Annotated in this window: 12 protein-coding genes, 1 tRNA gene and 1 other RNA gene; 10 read left to right on the forward strand and 4 right to left on the reverse strand. The window is 72.8% G+C overall.

The features are described from left to right. Nucleotides 1–9: 9 nt before the first annotated feature. A complete protein-coding gene (locus tag ACZ4E1_RS33665) occupies nucleotides 10–771 on the reverse strand; it encodes a sulfite exporter TauE/SafE family protein (protein ID WP_467546677.1) in 762 nt (253 codons plus the stop codon). A gap of 219 nt (nucleotides 772–990) precedes the next feature. Here ACZ4E1_RS33665 and ACZ4E1_RS33670 point away from each other — a divergent pair, with 219 nt between their 5' ends. The 3 genes from ACZ4E1_RS33670 to ACZ4E1_RS33680 are packed head-to-tail and all read left to right on the forward strand — an operon-like array spanning nucleotide 991 to nucleotide 4,225. Further along, a complete protein-coding gene (locus ACZ4E1_RS33670; protein ID WP_467546679.1) occupies nucleotides 991–1,902 on the forward strand; it encodes a LysR family transcriptional regulator in 912 nt (303 codons plus the stop codon). 41 nt (nucleotides 1,903–1,943) lie between these two features. After that, nucleotides 1,944–2,270 (forward strand): cupin domain-containing protein, encoded by a 327-nt coding sequence (locus ACZ4E1_RS33675; protein ID WP_467546680.1) that lies wholly within the window; start codon nucleotides 1,944–1,946, stop codon nucleotides 2,268–2,270. A gap of 59 nt (nucleotides 2,271–2,329) precedes the next feature. After that, nucleotides 2,330–4,225: a propionyl-CoA synthetase gene (locus tag ACZ4E1_RS33680; protein WP_467546682.1), complete on the forward strand. Its 1,896-nt coding sequence runs from the start codon at nucleotides 2,330–2,332 to the stop codon at nucleotides 4,223–4,225. Here ACZ4E1_RS33680 and ACZ4E1_RS33685 read toward each other — a convergent pair. Continuing rightward, complete coding sequence (locus ACZ4E1_RS33685; protein ID WP_467546684.1) at nucleotides 4,197–5,114, reverse strand: LysR family transcriptional regulator; 918 nt, start codon at nucleotides 5,112–5,114, stop codon at nucleotides 4,197–4,199. The two genes, ACZ4E1_RS33680 and ACZ4E1_RS33685, sit on opposite strands and share 29 nt — an antisense overlap. Before the next feature lie 90 nt (nucleotides 5,115–5,204). Between ACZ4E1_RS33685 and ACZ4E1_RS33690 the strand changes: the two genes are divergently transcribed. Both ACZ4E1_RS33690 and ACZ4E1_RS33695 read left to right on the forward strand, forming a co-directional pair. Beyond that, nucleotides 5,205–6,080: an oxidoreductase gene (locus tag ACZ4E1_RS33690; RefSeq protein ID WP_467546686.1), complete on the forward strand. Its 876-nt coding sequence runs from the start codon at nucleotides 5,205–5,207 to the stop codon at nucleotides 6,078–6,080. A 235-nt stretch (nucleotides 6,081–6,315) separates the two neighbouring features. After that, nucleotides 6,316–6,540: a hypothetical protein gene (locus ACZ4E1_RS33695; RefSeq protein ID WP_467546688.1), complete on the forward strand. Its 225-nt coding sequence runs from the start codon at nucleotides 6,316–6,318 to the stop codon at nucleotides 6,538–6,540. 63 nt (nucleotides 6,541–6,603) lie between these two features. On the opposite strand, the gene ACZ4E1_RS33700 is transcribed toward ACZ4E1_RS33695, so the two are convergent. Together ACZ4E1_RS33700 and ACZ4E1_RS33705 are read right to left on the reverse strand one after the other, a co-directional pair. Continuing rightward, nucleotides 6,604–8,883: an NACHT domain-containing protein gene (locus ACZ4E1_RS33700; protein WP_467546690.1), complete on the reverse strand. Its 2,280-nt coding sequence runs from the start codon at nucleotides 8,881–8,883 to the stop codon at nucleotides 6,604–6,606. A gap of 385 nt (nucleotides 8,884–9,268) precedes the next feature. Continuing rightward, a tRNA-Ser gene (locus ACZ4E1_RS33705) sits at nucleotides 9,269–9,353 on the reverse strand. A gap of 73 nt (nucleotides 9,354–9,426) precedes the next feature. On the opposite strand from ACZ4E1_RS33705, the gene ffs reads away from it, so the two are divergent. The 5 genes from ffs (at nucleotide 9,427) to ACZ4E1_RS33730 (ending at nucleotide 17,330) form a co-directional block, all read left to right on the forward strand. Further along, nucleotides 9,427–9,525, forward strand: an RNA gene (gene ffs / locus ACZ4E1_RS33710) — signal recognition particle sRNA small type. A 74-nt stretch (nucleotides 9,526–9,599) separates the two neighbouring features. After that, entirely contained in the window at nucleotides 9,600–11,828 is a 2,229-nt protein-coding gene (locus ACZ4E1_RS33715; protein ID WP_467546692.1) for a DNA polymerase III subunit gamma and tau, read from the forward strand. A gap of 104 nt (nucleotides 11,829–11,932) precedes the next feature. Next, nucleotides 11,933–13,192, forward strand: coding sequence for a phosphoribosylamine--glycine ligase (gene purD, locus ACZ4E1_RS33720; RefSeq protein ID WP_467546694.1), 1,260 nt, complete (start codon nucleotides 11,933–11,935; stop codon nucleotides 13,190–13,192). A 319-nt stretch (nucleotides 13,193–13,511) separates the two neighbouring features. Next, nucleotides 13,512–15,344, forward strand: a complete 1,833-nt coding sequence (locus tag ACZ4E1_RS33725; RefSeq protein WP_467546792.1) for a M48 family metalloprotease — start codon at nucleotides 13,512–13,514, stop codon at nucleotides 15,342–15,344. Nucleotides 15,345–15,866: 522 nt separating this feature from the next. Continuing rightward, the gene (locus ACZ4E1_RS33730) at nucleotides 15,867–17,330 is read left to right on the forward strand and encodes a N,N-dimethylformamidase beta subunit family domain-containing protein (protein WP_467546794.1); all 1,464 of its coding nucleotides are present in this window, start codon (nucleotides 15,867–15,869) and stop codon (nucleotides 17,328–17,330) included. The last annotated feature ends 67 nt before the right edge of the window (nucleotides 17,331–17,397 follow it).

A 17,397-nucleotide genomic window follows, 5' to 3' on the forward strand; every position in this document is an offset into this window, starting at 1 on the left:
CTAATGGCCTCAGCTGCGGGCGACCAGGAACGCGGAGGCCGTGACGCCCACGGTGACGATCACGCCGCGCAGCGCGGCCGGCGGCAGCTTGCGGCCGAGCCGCGCCCCGAGCAGGCCGCCCGCCGTCGAACCGGCCGCGATCAGCGCGGCGATCGTCCAGTCGACATCGGCGACCGCGATGAAGACGACCGCGGCGACCCCGTTGACCAGCGACGCGAGCACGTTCTTGGCCGCGTTCAGGCGTTGCAGGTCGTCATGGAGCACCGCGCCGAACATGCCCATCAGGAGCACGCCCTGGGCGGCGCCGAAGTAGCCGCCGTAGACACCGGTGCCGAGGACGCCGAGCCAGAGCGGGACGCCGCCGTCGGTGCGGGAGGCCTCGCCGCGGCGCCGCGCCACCCAGCGGTTCAGGCGCGGCTGGAGCAGCACCAGGACGCAGGCTGTGAGGATCAGCACCGGCACGATCGCGCGGAACGCGGCGGCGGGCAGGGTGAGCAGGAGCAGTGCGCCGCCGAGCCCGCCGAGCAGCGAGGCGGCGCCGAAGCGGAGCAACCGGGCGCCCTGGCCGCGCAGTTCGCGCCGGTAGCCGTAGGCGCCGCTCAGGACACCCGGCACCAGGCCGACGTTGTTGGAGACGTTCGCGAGGACCGGCGGTACGCCGAAGGCGAGCAGGGTCGGAAAGGTGATCAGGGTGCCGGATCCGACCACCGCGTTCATGCCGCCGGCGGCGACTCCGGCGGCCGTGATCGCCACGGCTTCCCAGATGTCCATGTGACTCCCTCTGTACGGCCGGACGGCCCTCTCGGCTGAACGGCCTTCTGTACGGCTGAACGGGTCGGCACCCGCCGGGAGTTCGCGACCTCCGCGGCGGGTTGCCGCCCTGGGCTGCCCCGCCGTTGATCGTCCGCCCCAGCCCTGACCCAAGTCAATCCTCGGGTTTTCTTGCACATGTCCAAGCAATGGCTTGGATCTTGGGTAGGTTGTCGGCCCATGACCCTCGACGACCTCCGCGTCTTCGTCGCCGTGTGCCGCGCCGGCAGCCTCAGCGCCGTCGCCCGCGACCTCTCCTGCACCCAGTCCGCCGTCAGCCAGCACGTCAAACGACTGGAGAAGGAGGTCGGCATCGGCCTCCTGGAGCGGCACCCGCGCGGCGTCGTCCCCACCCCCGCCGGACGCGTCCTCCAGGCCGCCGCGGCCGACGGCATCGGCGCCCTCGACCAGGCCCTGCGCCGGCTCGGCGACCTCGCCCGCGGCGAGAGCGGCTCGGTGCGGGTCACCACCGGCGCCACGTCCGTACGGCACTTCATGGCCGAGGCGATCGTCGACTTCCGGCGCGCTCATCCGCAGGTCAGCCTGGAGTTCCAGACGGTCAGCTCCAGCCGCAGCTGCTTCGAGGCGCTCGCCGCGCACGACCTGGACCTCGCCTGGATCACCATGGGCACCCCCGCCCGCGGCATAGAACTGCGCCCCGTCGTCGAACTCCCCTGGGTGCTCGCCGTCCGCGCCGACGACCCGCTCGCCGCCGCCACCGCCGCGAGCCCCGCCGACCTCACCGACTCGGCCCAGCTCATCCTGCCGCCCGAGCACTCCACGTCCCGCGGCCACCTCGACGACCGGTTCGCCGAGCTCGGCATCCCGCGCTCCACCGCGACCGGCACCGGCATCGCCGACTGGGACACCGCCGTCCACCTCGCCGAGCTCGGCCTCGGCCACGCCGTCGTCCCCGACCTGCCCGGACTGCGCGGCCCCGGCCACCCCGGCCTCACCCTGGTCCCGGTGCCCTGCCTGCCGCCGCTCCAGGTCGGCTGGGCCGTCCGCCGCTGGTCGGCCCTCTCCCCGCTGGCCCGCGCCTTCGCCGACACCGTCGCCCGCACCTGCCCGCCGCCGGGCCCGATCGGCTGACACACATCGCGCCGGGCGCCGCCGCGCGGGACCCTGGCCCCATGACCACCACCCACGACCTCACCGCCCTGGCCGAGGACCATCTGACCGCCGCCCGGGCCGCCGCGCACGGCCGCAGCGCCGAACTCCTGATCCGCGAGGACCCCCTGCGCCTCAGCGTCATCGCCCTGACCGAGGGCAACGCGCTGGAGGAGCACAACGCCCCCGTCGCCGCCACCCTCCAGGTCATCCGAGGCCGCGTCCGCCTCACCGCCGTCTCCGGCGACATCACCCTCACCGAGGGCCAACTCCACGCGATCCCCCAGGAACGCCACGGCCTGACGGCCCTCACGGACGCGGCGGTCCTGTTGACGGCGGTGACGGCCTGACCTGATCGTGTTCCCGTCCAGACGGGTGCAACCGGAGTGACCGGATAGAGGTACGCACGATGACGACGTCGTACGAGGAAGTGTTCCGCGCGAGCACCGAGGACCCCGAAGGGTTCTGGCTCGCGGCCGCCGGTGCGATCGACTGGGACGTCGCGCCCACGCGGGCGCTCGACGACTCCCGCGCGCCCTTCTACCACTGGTATCCCGACGGGCGGCTGAACGTCTGCCACAACGCCCTCGACCGGCACGTCGACGCGGGCCGCGGTGACCAGCCGGCCCTCGTCCACGAATCGCCCGTCACGGGCACCACGCGCACGTACACGTACGCCGAACTGCGCGACGAGGTGGCCCGGTTCGCCGGTGTGCTCGACGGCCTCGGGGTCGGGCGCGGGGACCGGGTCGTGATCTACATGCCGATGGTGCCGGAGGCCGCGATCGCGATGCTCGCGTGCGCGCGCATCGGCGCCGTGCACTCCGTCGTCTTCGGCGGCTTCGCGGCGAACGAGCTGGCGGTGCGGATCGACGACGCCGCGCCCAAGGTCGTCGTCTCCGCGTCCTGCGGCATCGAGGGCTCCCGCGTCGTCCGGTACAAGCCCCTGCTCGACCAGGCCGTCGAGCTCGCCGCGCACAAGCCGGAGAAGTGCGTCGTCCTCCAGCGGCCCCAGTACGAGGGCGAATTGGGGCCACGTGACGTGGAGTGGGCCGCCGAGATGCGGGACGCCCAGCCCGTCCCCTGCGTGCCCGTCGCCGCCACCGACCCGCTGTACGTCCTCTACACCTCGGGCACGACCGGCAGGCCCAAGGGCGTCGTCCGGGACAGCGGCGGGTACGCGGTCGCGCTGCGCTGGTCCATGGAGGCGGTCTACGACGTGGGCCCCGGCGAGGTGATGTTCACGGCGTCCGACGTGGGCTGGGTCGTCGGCCACTCGTACATCGTCTACGGGCCGCTGCTCGCGGGCGCCACCACGGTCCTCTACGAGGGCAAGCCGGTCGGGACGCCGGACGCGGGCCAGTTCTGGCGGGTGGCCGCCGAGCACGGGGTGAAGACGCTGTTCACGGCCCCGACCGCGTTCCGCGCGATCAAGAAGGCCGATCCCCAGGGGGAGTTCACCAAGGGCTACGACCTCTCCGGCCTCAAGTACCTCTTCCTCGCCGGGGAGCGCCTCGACCCCGAGACCTACCACTGGGCGAGCGACCTGCTCGGCATCCCCGTGCTCGACCACTGGTGGCAGACCGAGACCGGCTGGCCGATCGTCGCCAACCCGGCCGGCATCGAGCTCGCCCCGGTCCGGCCCGGCTCCCCGACCTGGCCGCTGCCCGGCTGGGACGTCCAGGTCCTCGACGCGTCCGGCAAGCCGGTCCCCGCGGGCGAGGACGGCGCCATCGTCGTGAAGCTCCCGATGCCGCCCGGCGCCCTGCCCACGCTCTGGAACGACGACGACCGCTTCGTCGCCTCCTACCTCTCCGCGTACGACGGCTACTACCTGACCGGCGACGGCGGCCACGTCGACGAGGACGGCTACGTCTTCGTCATGGGACGCACCGACGACGTCATCAACGTCGCGGGCCACCGCCTGTCCACGGGCGGCATGGAGGAGGTCCTGGCCTCCCACCCGGACGTCGCCGAGTGCGCCGTGATCGGCGTCGCGGACTCCCTGAAGGGCCAGGTCCCGCGCGGCTTCGTGGTCCTCAAGGCGGGCGTCGAGCGCGCCGAGTCCGATGTCGAGGCCGAACTCGTCCAGCTCGTACGGGAGAGGATCGGCGCCGTCGCCTCGCTCAAGGACGTCGCGGTCGTCGCCGCCCTGCCCAAGACCCGCTCCGGGAAGATCCTGCGCCGCACGATGCGCGGCATCGCCGACGGCCGCGACGAGCCCGTCCCGTCGACCGTCGACGACGCGACCGTCCTGGACGCGCTGCGCCCTGTCCTCACCCGCCGGAAGGAAGAGAAGAGCTGACGGCGTCCGCCGCCGCCAGATAGGCCGCCACCAGGGGCCGCTCGTCGCCCCGGCGGGCGGCCACCGCGAGCCGGGACGGGGACACGCCCCGGACCGGCACGGCGATCACCTCGTCGCGGACGACCAGCGGCGCGTTGCCGACGGCCAGCAGCGCGACCCCCTGCCCGTTGGCCACGCCCTCGTACGTCTCCTCGGCGCTGGCCACAACACCGCCGATCCGCGCCGGGCGCCCGCCCCGCGCGTCCAGCGCCAGCCAGTAGTCCCGCAGCGGTCCGGCCTCGGGCGGCAGCGCGAGGAACGGCTCGTCGAGCAGCTCCGCGAAGTCCACGGCCCCCTCGCCCTCGGCCCGCGCCGCGAGCGGATGCCGCTGCGGCAGGGCCACGAGCCGGGGCTCCTCGGCGACCACCACGCACCGGTAGCGCTCCCCGTCCGGCAGCGGCAGCCACACGAACGCCACATCACTCGACCCGTCCGCCAGCCCGGCGCTGGGATCGGCCCAGTTGACCTGCCGCAGCACCGGCCGCGCCTGCGGCGACCGGTCCAGAAGGCGGGCCCGCAACGCCGGCAGCAGCCCCCGCCCCGGACTCGTCGACATCCCGATGACCAGCGTGTGCGCCGCCGCGGCCCGCGCCCGCCCGACCGCCCCCTCGGCGTCCTCCCACACCTCCAGCATCCGCCGCGCGTACGGCAGCAGCGCCTCCCCCACCGAGGTCAGCCGCACCGCCCGCCGGTCCCGCGTGAACAGCTCCGCCCCGACCTGCTTCTCCAGCATCCGGATCTGCTTGCTGAGCGCGGGCTGCGACACGAACAGCCGCTCGGCGGCCCGGGTGAAGCTCAACTCCTCGGCCACGTAAGCGAAGTAGCGAAGATCCCGCCCATGGACATCCATAACCAACGGCTATCACAACGGGTCTTGGACGCGCCCCGCCTCCGGGCCGAAGGATGGACACCAGCCGCACCACACGAGGGAGAACGAGCGATGACGAACACGAGCGCGACGAGCGGTACGAAGGTGTCGACCGGGCGGGTCTGGCTGGTGACCGGCGCGACGAGCGGATTCGGGCGGGCGATCGCGGAGGCGGCGATCGCGTCCGGCGACACGGTGATCGGCACGGCCCGGCGCCCCGAGGCCCTGGCCGACCTGGTCGCCGCGCACCCCGACCGGGTGGAGGCCCTCGCCCTGGACATCACGGACGGCGCCCGCGTCGACGCCGTGGCCGCGGACGTGCTGGCCCGCTACGGCCGCGTCGACGTCCTGGTCAACAACGCGGGCCGCACCCAGGTCGGCGCCTTCGAGGAGACCACCGACCAGGAACTCCGCGACCTCTTCGACCTGCACGTCTTCGGCCCCGCCCGGCTGACCCGGGCGCTGCTGCCGCAGATGCGGGAGCGGGGCAGCGGCGCGATCGTGAACATGAGCAGCGTCGGCGGCCAGCTCTCCTTCGCCGGTTTCGCCGCGTACAGCGCGACCAAGGCGGCCCTCGAACAGCTCTCGGAGGCCCTCTCCGCGGAGGTGACCCCGTACGGGATCAAGGTCCTCATCGTCGAACCGGGCGCCTTCCGCACCAACCTCTTCGGCAAGGACGCCGCCTACTTCTCCGATGAGCACCCCGCCTACGCCGAGACCGCCGGCGCGACCCGCGCGATGGTCCGCGACGGCGGCGGCACCCAGCCCGGCGACCCGAAGAAGGCCGCCACCGCCATCCTCCAGGCCCTCACCGCCCCCGAAACCCCCCTCCGCCTCCCCCTCGGCCCCGACGCGGTCGACGCGATCACCGCCCACCTGGACGGCATCCGCACGGAGATCACGGCGTGGGAGAAGGTGTCGCGGGGGACGGGGTTCGACGGGGAGTAGGAACGGGGCACCGAGCGGTCCGGATCGCCCCGTGGGCGTGACGCGTCGGAATCGGCTGAAGGGGAGCGGGTCCCGAGCCGAAGACGCACGTCGCCGATGCCTGAACGCGCGACGGGGCACCATCCTTGACCGAAAAGCCATCGCTGTAGGTGATGCGCCCCCTACCTTCTGTGAGCCATGCGTGCTGTCATGCACCTCCGGCGGCGTCGTTCCGGCCTGAGGGGGAGTGGGACTCGTGATCGTGACGCTGAACCTGGCACTGGTGCTGGCCGTCATCGTCTACTTCCGCATCCGCCGCAAAGTGCAGGCACGAAGTCGCTCCGACCAGTGGCTGACCGTGTCGATCGTGCTCGTCCTCGGTCTGCTGGTCGCGCCGACGGACTTCGGCCGTGGCCTTCTGGGTGTCGTCGGGCAGGTGGCGCAGAGCGTCTCGCACAACGGCGGAGGTCCCGACCGCTGAGTGATCGGGACCTCCATCTGCCCCGGCGGGACGATTCGGCGCAGACGAGAGCTTGACCCGAAATCACTCAAGGAGGCTGTCGGCACTCGACTGAGGGGCCTGGAGGATGCGCCGGACCCGGCTCGCCATCCCCCTCACCGGGAGATAGATCTGGGTGCTGTTGGATCGGGCGGTGGTGACAAAGCCCTCTGTGGCGAGCCGCTGCAAGGCCTCGGGCACGAGCTGGCGGTGCTTGGCGTCCAGTCCGCGGAAGAGAGCGGACTCCTTTCGCCCAGTGCCTCGCTGCGCGTAGATCTTCTTCAATATCGTGAGGAGGACCTTGTTGAGCGGTGTCGTCTTCAGAGCGAGGATGCCCTTGGCTGTCGACATTTGTGCATCGAACTGGGCCACCTCGCACTCGACGAACCGGCCCGGCTGCAACGCCGCCCAGCCGGCCACACCGGTCATCTGCCCGATGAGGCAGTTCTGGAAGTGCGGGAGCGCGTATCCGTCATGGTCGGTGAGGTCGAGTTCCTGGATCACACAGTCGTGGAAACTCAGCCAGTCGTAGCCCTTGGCGTCGGCTGTCAGCGAGAAGCTGCGAAGCTCGACCTCGTGGATGGAAAGCGGTGCGCGCGACTCATCCCCCGGCCACAGGCGCGCGGCGACGCGGACGATGTCCGCGATGACGGAATCAGAGACTCCCCGGTGTTGGAAAGCGCTGGCAGATGAGTAGGCACGTCCCGGGCTCGCGGTGCTCTCTGCCTCCAGCCGCACAGCGGCCACGTCGATACCGACCTCGTCCAGACAAGCGATGCTGCCCGTCATCTCCAGCAGCGGGCTGTCCGCGTTCGGTTCGAGGATGCTGGTCACGACGTCGCCCGCGCGGGCGGCGTCGGCAAGCGAGACGTCCACGAAGCGCCGGGAGCCGTCGACGCGATCCATCGCTCCAAGCCCCGGGAGTCGCTGCAGAAGCTGGTACGAGCCCTCATCCGGGGCGTAGCCGCACACGGACTGAAAGACGGACGTCAGCTCTTCCTGCGAGATCGGGCCCAGTCCGTCTGTGGAGCGCCGGGCCTGTGTGGCAAGCCGTTCCAGCACCCTGCGGATGGTGAACCCATCCACGCCCACCTCCATGCTGGCCTCCCGCTCGGCGATGCGGTCCAGCATCATGTGCCAGCCCTCACCCGCCGAGCGGCCGAACGTCCCTTCGACGGATCCCTGGAGGGCGCTCGATGATCCCAAGTAGCTCAGCAACAGAGGCCGCGAGGGCAGCCAATCCGGAAGCGCGTCGTGCCAGCCGTAGGCATCCAGGATCCTCTTCGCTTGTTCCTCGGTTGGCTCGCCCGCCATCAGGGACAGGGACCCGTCACGGGCGCCCAGCGCGGTACGCATCTCGATTTCGCTGTCGAAGAAGTGCGCCCTGCCCGCGAGAACCACGGAGGTCGAGGGGCGCGAATCGCGACAGAATCGGCGCACCAGTTCCACGGAGCGGCGACGGATGTCTCGCATGGCCGACGTCTTACCGATCCAGCCGGGCGTCGCGATCTCGTCGAAGCCGTCCAGGATGAGCGTCACATCACCGGAACGCCATGCGCGGACCAGCTGTGCGGGCGCCGGGAAGCCGATCTCGCGAGCGTGTCGCTCCAGCGCCTCCACCGGGTAGACCTGGCCCTGGTGATCACGCAGGTTGAGGAGGATGGGGAAGGGCCCGAACCTGTCTTTGCGGTGGGCCTTCGCCAGACGTCGGTACAGCTCACGCAGGAACATGCTCTTGCCGGCCCCGTAATCGCCGTACAGGAGCACGGGCTTGCCGTTCCTGACCTCCTCGGCCACACGGGCTATCGAGAACGGTTCGCCCGTGGTGCTCTCCACCGGATCAACGGCGACGTAGGGCTTCAGGGCTTCGTGGTCGCCGCTGCTCGGCTCGCGCGCGCTGCCGAAGGGGTAGGAGCCGCGCAGCTCGAGGTATTTCAGGGAGTCGACAAGCTGCCCTCGCAGCTGGGCGAAGCTGCAGGCGATGAGCGGGGGACCGAAGCCCTTGACGACCGTGCGCTGGTCAGCGGTGGGTTCGTCGCGGGTGACGAAGAAGCCTTTGACGGACTTGAACGGGTGTTTCCGGGCCATGGCAAGGCAGGCGTCGTAGAGCTTCTTGCCGTCCTTCTCGGCCTTGTCCTTGCGTCGCGAGACCGTGCACTCGACGATCGTGACCGAGTCCGGACCGATGAAGACACCGTCACGTTCTGCGGTGCCGATGTAAGTGGACCCCTGGAACTCGTTCTCCGGCGCGAAGAGCGCGCGGGAGATCCGCAGGACCTCGGCCTCGAACTCCGATTCTTCCTGCTGCTTCTCGTCCGACGGCATGTGGACCCCCTCCGAGTCACGTCTGATGCCGCATCATATGGTCGAGAGCCAGGGCGATTTGAGCCCTCAACGGTTTGGCCGCCGCCTGGTTCGGGCTCGCGATGAGCGACGTGCGCGCGGCTCCATGATCGATGTCCGCCGACGGACATGCCGGAGTGACAGTGGCCCGCGCGTCGCCCTGGCCGACCTCTCTGCCCGACACGTCGCGGGACGGCGCCGACTCCTGGGGCCGGATCGCGTCATCGCCAGGTCATGGGCCGGGCCGGGAGGGGCGGCTTCGCGAACGCGGGCGGGTACCGCCATGTCGCGGGCGGCCTTCTCGAGGAACAACGAAGGGCCCCGCCGGTCACCGGCGGGGCCCTTCGTTTGCCCTGACGGGCGAGTGCGGAGGATACGAGATTCGAACTCGTGAGGGGTTGCCCCCAACACGCTTTCCAAGCGTGCGCCCTAGGCCTCTAGGCGAATCCTCCGCTGGAGACATTACATGACCGGAGGGAGTGCTCGCGAACTCGTTCCCACCCGCTCCGAGCATGTACTCTGTCCGCAAGCTCCCCACGCGGCGCTATCTGACTGAACTCCCCCAGGGCCGGAAGGCAGCAAGGGTAGGTCGGCTCTGGCGGGTGCGTGGGGGGCGTTTTGCGTTTCCGGGGCGGGGGGAGCCCGCGCCGAGGTCGCCGGGGCCCGGGTTGTCAGTGGTCGCCTATAACCTCGTAGGCGTGTCGTCTCTCGCGCTGTACCGCCGTTATCGCCCGGAGTCGTTCGCCGAGGTCATCGGTCAGGAGCATGTCACTGACCCGTTGCAGCAGGCGTTGCGGAACAACCGGGTCAATCACGCGTACCTGTTCAGTGGTCCGCGCGGCTGCGGCAAGACGACCAGTGCCCGCATCCTGGCCCGTTGTCTGAACTGCGAGCAGGGGCCCACGCCCACGCCCTGCGGTCAGTGTCAGAGCTGCCAGGACCTGGCGAGGAACGGGCCGGGTTCGATCGACGTCATCGAGATCGACGCCGCGTCGCACGGTGGTGTGGACGACGCCCGTGACCTGCGCGAGAAGGCCTTCTTCGGCCCGGCGAGCAGCCGGTACAAGATCTACATCATCGACGAGGCCCACATGGTCACCTCGGCGGGGTTCAACGCTCTGCTGAAGGTCGTCGAGGAGCCGCCGGAGCACCTCAAGTTCATCTTCGCGACCACCGAGCCCGAGAAGGTCATCGGGACGATCCGGTCGCGTACGCACCACTATCCCTTCCGGCTCGTGCCGCCCGGCACCCTGCGCGACTACCTGGGCGAGGTCTGCGGCAAGGAGGCCATCCCCGTCGAGGACGGGGTGCTGCCGCTCGTCGTGCGGGCCGGCGCGGGCTCCGTGCGTGACTCGATGTCCGTCATGGACCAGCTCCTCGCCGGCGCCGCCGAGGACGGTGTGACGTATGCCATGGCGACGGGTCTGCTCGGTTATACGGACGGGTCGCTGCTCGACTCCGTGGTCGAGGCCTTCGCCACCGGGGACGGGGCCGCCGCCTTCGAGGTCGTGGACCGCGTCATCGAGGGGGGCAACGATCCGCGCAGGTTCGTGACGGACCTGCTGGAGCGGCTGAGGGACCTCGTGATCCTGGCCGCCGTCCCGGACGCCGCCGAGAAGGGGCTGATCGACGCGCCCGCCGATGTCGTCGAGCGGATGCAGGCCCAGGCGAGCACCTTCGGTGCCGCCGAGCTCAGCCGCGCCGCCGACCTCGTCAACGAGGGCCTGACCGAGATGCGCGGGGCGAACTCCCCGCGGCTCCAGCTCGAGCTGATCTGCGCGCGCGTCCTGCTGCCCGCGGCCTACGGGGACGAGCGCTCCGTCATGGCCCGGCTCGACCGCATCGAGCGTGCCGGCGGCGCCTTCACCCCGGCCGGGCAGGGTCCCGCCCCGGCGATGGCGTACGTGCCCGGGCCCGAGGCGCACGCCGCTCCGGTCCCGCCCGGCGGCGGCCCTGCCGCGGCCCGCGCGGCCGTGCGCGGAGGCGCTCCGGCGCCCGCGACCCCGCCGCCGGCCGCCCCGGCACCTGCTCCGACTCCCGCACCGGCCCCTGCCCCCACCCCGGCTCCGGCGGCGGAAGCCCAGCCTCCGGCCCCCGCCCCGGTGGCCCAGCCCCCCGCTCAGCCCGAGCCCCAGGCCGCCCCGGCCGCGTCGGCTCCCGGTGCCTGGCCCACCGCCGCTCCCGCGGGCGGCGCCCGGCGCCCCGGCGGCTGGCCCACGGCGGCCGCGGCCGGTTCGGGCCCCGCGCCCGCACCCGCGGCCCCGCAGGCGGCCCCCGCCCCGGCCCCGCAGCAGTCCGCCCCGGCGCCCACGCCCGCGCCCGTGCCTCAGGCCGCCCCCGTCGGCGGCCCGGACCCCCGCACCCTGTGGCCGAACATCCTGGAGGCGGTGAAGAACAAGCGCCGCTTCACCTGGATCCTGCTCAGCCAGAACGCCCAGGTGACGGGCTTCGACGGCGCCACGCTCCAGCTCGGGTTCGCGAGCGCGGGCGCACGGGACAACTTCGCGAGCAGCGGCAGCGAGGAGGTGCTGAAGGCGGCGCTCACCGAGCAGTTCCATGTGAACTGGAAGATCGACGCCGTCGTCGACGCGTCCGGCGGCGCCCCCGCGCCCCCCGCGCCGGGCGGCTACGGAGGTGGAGGCGGCGGCTACGGCGGTGGCGGTGGCGGCTACACCCCGCCCCCGGCCCCGGCGGCCCCCGCCCCGGACCGCCCGGCCCCGCAGTCCGCACCGGCCCCGTCCCCGGCTCCGGCCCCCGCCCCCGCACAGCCGGCGGCCCCGCAGCCGCCGCCCCGCATGTCGGTCTCCCCGGAGGACGACACCCCCGAGGCCGACGACCCGGATCTGGACGAGAAGTCGCTGTCCGGCCACGACCTGATCGTCAGGGAGCTCGGCGCGACGGTGCTGGAAGAGTTCACGAACGAGTAGCCCACGGTTCCAGTCCGCCGGTGCCCCGCTTGTGCGAACCCACAAATCCACGCAGGCCCACCCATAGGCGGCCCGCACAACAGCCGCAGACTAGGCTGGCCCGCGTGAAGCTCCTCGTCATCGGTAACGGCGCCCGCGAACACGCCCTGTGCCGCTCCCTGTCCCTCGACCCCGCCGTCACCGCCCTGCACTGTGCTCCTGGCAACGCAGGCATCGCCGAGGTCGCCGAGCTGCACGCGGTCGACGCCCTCGACGGCGCGGCGGTCGCCGCCCTCGCCCGCGAGCTGGAGGCGGACCTCGTCGTCGTCGGCCCGGAGGCCCCGCTGGTCGCGGGAGTCGCCGACGCCGTGCGCGCGATCGGCATCCCCGTCTTCGGTCCGTCCGGCGCGGCCGCCCAGCTGGAGGGCTCCAAGGCGTTCGCCAAGGACGTCATGGCCGGCGCCGGTGTGCCCACCGCACGCTCCTACGTGTGCACGACGCCCGCCGAGATCGACGAGGCGCTGGACGCGTTCGGCGCTCCGTACGTCGTGAAGGACGACGGTCTCGCCGCCGGCAAGGGCGTCGTCGTCACCGACGACGTCGAGGCCGCCCGCGCCCACGCGAACGCCTGCGAGCGCGTCGTCATCGAGGAGTTCCTCGACGGCCCCGAGGTCTCGCTCTTCGCGATCACCGACGGCGAGACGGTCGTCCCGCTCCAGCCCGCGCAGGACTTCAAGCGCGCGCTCGACGGCGACGAGGGCCCCAACACCGGTGGCATGGGCGCCTATTCGCCGCTGCCGTGGGCCGACCCGAAGCTGGTCCAGGAGGTCCTGGACACGGTGCTGCAGCCGACCGTCGACGAGATGAAGAAGCGCGGCACCCCGTTCTCCGGCCTGCTGTACGCGGGTCTGGCGATCACCAGCCGCGGCGTCCGCGTCATCGAGTTCAACGCCCGCTTCGGCGACCCGGAGACCCAGGTCGTCCTGGCCCGGCTCCGGACTCCACTGGCCGGAGTCCTGCTGGCCTCCGCGAACGGCACGCTGGCCGACCTGGAGCCGCTGCGCTGGAGCGACGACGCGGCCGTGACCGTCGTCATCGCCTCGCACAACTACCCCGCGACCCCGCGCACCGGCGACCCGATCACCGGGCTCGTCGAGGTGGCCGCGCAGGACGCCCCGAACGCGTACGTGCTGCACGCGGGCACGAAGCGGGACGAGAAGAGCGGGCAGGTGGTCAGCGCGGGTGGCCGCGTCCTGTCCGTCACCGCGACCGGCACGGACCTCACGCAGGCCCGCGAGCGCGCGTACACCGCCCTGGCCCGCATCGGCCTCGACGGCTCCCAGCACCGTACGGACATCGCCGCGAAGGCCGCCGACGAGAGCTGACCGGCGTACCTGAAGGGCCGGGCGGGGGAGGGTGTCACCTTCCCCCGCCCGGCCCTTTCCTGTCACCCATCCTTTACCCAAAGCCATTCCATCGAGTGACCGCTGACCCATCCGGCTGACGCTGCCGCGACGCCCAACTATGGTGCGGCGCACGGAGTTCGGGCATCCGCGAGACCGGACAGAACCATACGGACCACCGGCATTGCGATGTCAGTGGCGGGTGCCACAGTGGGGGAGTGAGCAACGCCACCAGGGTCCTGCCGTGGGCGCGAGTCCGCGGCCGGACAGCAGGCACAGGCAGCAGGGGGTGACATCGATCGTGTCCGGTACGGGTGCGGAGGCGGGTGCGCGAAGTGCGCGGGCCCGGGCGCTCGCGGTGCTGCGCGTGCGCAGCAGGGCGACCGCACTGGCGCTGCTGCCCGCAGCCGCCGCGGTGATCCTGCTCGCGGGCGGCACCACGGGCCATCTGACGGGCGCCGGCTGGGATGTCGCGCGCGGGATCGTCACCGCGTGCGCCGTGGTCGTGCTGCTCGCCGCGGCGGGCATCGCCCTGGTCGTGGCGCGGGCCCGCCCCGCCGTCAGCCCGACGGTCCCGATCGCCGAGGAGACGGCCCCCGATCTGTACCGCCTGGTGCGGGACCTGGCCGACCGCCTGGACGTTCCGGCGCCCTCGGCGATAGCCCTCACCCCGGACTGCGACAGCTGGCTGGAGGACCGGACGCACCCCGCGCACGGCCCGCCGCGCCCCCGCCGCCGCATATCCGGGCCCGACGGCCTCGAAGGGCCGGACGGGAACTCCCCGGCGGCTCCGGTCGCCCCGGTCCTCGTCATCGGCTCCCCCTTCCTGTGGTGGATGCGCGTGGGTGAGCTGCGCGCCGTCCTCGCGCCGGTGGTCGCCGGTACGGGCCCCTCGGCCCACCCCGACATAGCCGCGGCCCGGCGCTTCGTCCGCGGTCTGGACGCCGCCGTCGCGGTCGCCGCCGCCCCCGGCCGCGGGCCGCTCTCCCGCCTCGTCCTCGCCGGAGTCGGCCGGGTCGCCCGGCTGATGCTGAGCAGCTGCCGCGTCCACGCGGGCGAGATGGAGCGCGGCGTCGCCGCGGCAGCCGCCGAGCGCGCCCAGACGGTGGACTACGGCCTGCGGATCGTCGCGCAGGAGCAGGTCGGCCTCGCCTACGCGGGCTGGGACCGGCTGCTGACCCGGGTGGCGCTGCCGGCCTGGCGGATGGGCCGCTGGCCGTCCCAGCTCGACGCGGGCGTGGTCTCCGCCCTGACCGAGCTGTCCCGCCGCGACCGCCTCGCCGCGCAGAACGGCGCGTTCGCCTCACGGCTCGGCGAGCGTCCCGCCTGTGACCTGCTGGAGGAGCCCGGAGTCGTCGACGAGGCGGCCTCCCTGCTGGCCGCCCGGCTGTTCCACGGCGGCCCCGCCGACCCCGGCCCGGACTGGGCCCCGGTCGACTGGCAGGAGTACCCGGACGAGGTCGTGGATCGTCAGTGGCGGGCGGACGCGGCCCGGCTGCACCGCGTGCTGGACGCGCTGGGTGTCCACAGCCCCGGCCCCTCCGGCCCCGCGGCCCACGGCCCGACGCTGGCCCGCGTCCTCGACCACCTCGCGGCCGACCCGGAGACGATGGCCGCGCGGGAGGCCGCCGAGCCGCCGGCCCACGACGTGGGCGACCCGGCGGCGGAGCTCGACCCTGATCACGGCCTGGCCCTCGGCTTCGCCCCCGAGGACGACGAGAGCGTCCCTTCCCGCCCCGAGGCCGACGCTCTCGCCGCCGGCATCGGCGCCGAGCTGGCCCGCGAGGAGCAGGCCCGCCCCGCGCCGCCCGCGCCCGCCGCGGGCCAGAGCCCGGACGAGGCGCTGTGGGACGAGGGCGCCCTGCCCCTGTTCCCGCTCCAGCCCCCGCGCACCGGCCGCGACCTCCTCGCCGACCATGTGGTCGCGATGGTCTGCTGCGCCGCCGTCGACACGGCGGGCGCGGCTCCCGGTCTGGACTGGCTCGACGGGCCGTCGCTGCTGGTCGAGGGCGAGCGCGCCGCCGACCTCGCGCCGCGCGTCCTGAGCCTGGTCGAGGACGGCGACCCCGAGCCCCTCAGAGGCTGGCTGACCACCCTCGGCATCCGCCCGGAAAAACCGGTCCGCCTGGTCTGACCCCCCTGGGGCGCGGGGCCTTATCTGACCAGCGACTCCGTGGCGGGGCGCGACCGACATGCCCCTGGGGCGCGCGAAGCGTGCCTTCTTCAGGGCCGCGGGGCTGTGCCGGATCAGCGACTCCGTGCCCCTGGGGCGCACGGAGTGTGCCCTTCAGGGGCGCGGGGCTGTATCCGATCAGCGACTCCGTCGCGGGGCGCGCCCAGCCCCCACCCACCCGCACCCGGCCAAACCACCGGCACCACCCCAATCCCCCCGTACACCACCCCGCACCCCCCGGAGGGCAACGTTCCACTCCCGCCCCCTCCAGCCAATTAGCGACGAACGGTGACGGACTGCGTGCGTAATGTGATGTGCTGGGACCGGTAGCGGAGCGATTCCGCGACCGGGCCGATCTCGGGGGAGCGAGGGAGGGGCGCAGCCATGGGGCGGGACAGCGCGGGCAAGGAGCACGAGCGGGAGCGGGCGGCTGCGGACCCGGTGCCGCCGAGGCCCCGCACACCCCGCTGGGAGTCCGGCGCGATGGCGCACGCGGTGTCCGACCCGTTCGGCCAGGGCCCGCTGCCCTGGCTGCGCGGCAGCGAGCACTACTTCGACGACACGGGCCAGGTCGTCCCCTGGTACGTGGACCACGCCCCGCAGCCCGGAGCCACGAACCTCGCGACGAGCGGCGCCCCGATCCCGGCCCCGCGCACGAGCGGCCCCCGCACCGCCGACGACGTGCACCGCCAGATCAAGGGCTTCACCTCCACCGGAGCGGCGGCGCCCGGCGAGGCGATCGACTTCCACATCACGGTCGATCCGCCCCAGCAGTTCACCGTGGACGTGTACCGGATCGGCCACTACGGCGGCGACGGCGCCTCCAAGATCACCACGAGCCCCCGCCTCTCCGGCATCGTCCAGCCCGCGCCGCTGACCGCCGACCGCACGGTCTCCTGCCACCACTGGTGGCTGTCCTGGCGCCTGCAGATCCCGTCGTACTGGAACGTGGGGGCGTACGTGGCCGTCCTGACCACGCTCGACGGCTACCGCTCGCACATCCCCTTCACCGTCCGCGACAGCGAGCCCGCCGATCTGCTGCTGCTCCTGCCCGACATCACCTGGCAGGCGTACAACCTGTATCCGGAGGACGGCCACACCGGCGCCAGCCTCTACCACGCGTGGGACGAGGAGGGCCGGCTGCTCGGCGAGAGCGAGGCCGCGACGACGGTCTCCTTCGACCGCCCGTACGCGGGCGCGGGCCTGCCGCTGCATGTCGGGCACGCCTACGACTTCATCCGCTGGGCGGAGCGCTACGGCTACGACCTCGCCTACGCCGACACCCGGGACCTGCACGCGGGCCGCGTCGACCCGACCCGCTACCGGGGCCTGGTCTTCCCCGGCCACGACGAGTACTGGTCGGCGAACATGCGGCGGACCACCGAGCAGGCCCGCGAGCACGGCACGTCCCTCGTCTTCCTCTCGGCCAACACGATGTACTGGCAGGTCGAGCTGAGCCCCTCCGCGTCCGGCGTCCCCGACCGCCTGCTGACCTGCCGCAAGCGCCGGGGCCCCGGAAAGCCGTCCCTGTGGCGCGAGATCGACCGGCCCGAGCAGCAGCTCCTCGGCATCCAGTACGCGGGCCGGGTACCCGAGCCCCACCCCCTGGTCGTGCGGAACGCGGACCACTGGCTGTGGGAGGCGACCGGCGCGCACGAGGGCGACGAGATCGAGGGCCTGGTCGCGGGCGAGGCCGACCGCTACTTCCCGCGCACGGCCCTGCCCGAGCACCAGGACCGCATCCTGCTCGCCCACTCCCCGTACCGGGACGGCGAGCGGACCCGCCGCCACCAGGAGACATCGTTGTACCGGGCGCCGTCGGGCGCGCTGGTCTTCGCGTCGGGCACCTTCGCCTGGTCCCCGGCCCTGGACCGGCCGGGCCACATCGACCCCCGCGTCCAGCGCGCGACGGCCAATCTCCTCGACCGCATCTGCAAACGAGACTGAGCACACGGCCCCACCGGCCGCCCCGTGGCCGGATCCGGTCCCCCCGTACGGGAGAATCGGAACCACT

The sequence above is a fragment of the Streptomyces sp. NPDC025806 genome, assembly GCF_055558275.1.

Coding starts and splice junctions, on each gene's coding strand:
- ACZ4E1_RS33665 (WP_467546677.1), bottom strand. CDS start 771: ATGGACATCTGGGAAGCCGTGGCGATCACGGCCGCCGGAGTCGCCGCC.
- ACZ4E1_RS33670 (WP_467546679.1), top strand. CDS start 991: ATGACCCTCGACGACCTCCGCGTCTTCGTCGCCGTGTGCCGCGCCGGC.
- ACZ4E1_RS33675 (WP_467546680.1), top strand. CDS start 1,944: ATGACCACCACCCACGACCTCACCGCCCTGGCCGAGGACCATCTGACC.
- ACZ4E1_RS33680 (WP_467546682.1), top strand. CDS start 2,330: ATGACGACGTCGTACGAGGAAGTGTTCCGCGCGAGCACCGAGGACCCC.
- ACZ4E1_RS33685 (WP_467546684.1), bottom strand. CDS start 5,114: ATGGATGTCCATGGGCGGGATCTTCGCTACTTCGCTTACGTGGCCGAG.
- ACZ4E1_RS33690 (WP_467546686.1), top strand. CDS start 5,205: ATGACGAACACGAGCGCGACGAGCGGTACGAAGGTGTCGACCGGGCGG.
- ACZ4E1_RS33700 (WP_467546690.1), bottom strand. CDS start 8,883: ATGCCGTCGGACGAGAAGCAGCAGGAAGAATCGGAGTTCGAGGCCGAG.
- ACZ4E1_RS33730 (WP_467546794.1), top strand. CDS start 15,867: ATGGCGCACGCGGTGTCCGACCCGTTCGGCCAGGGCCCGCTGCCCTGG.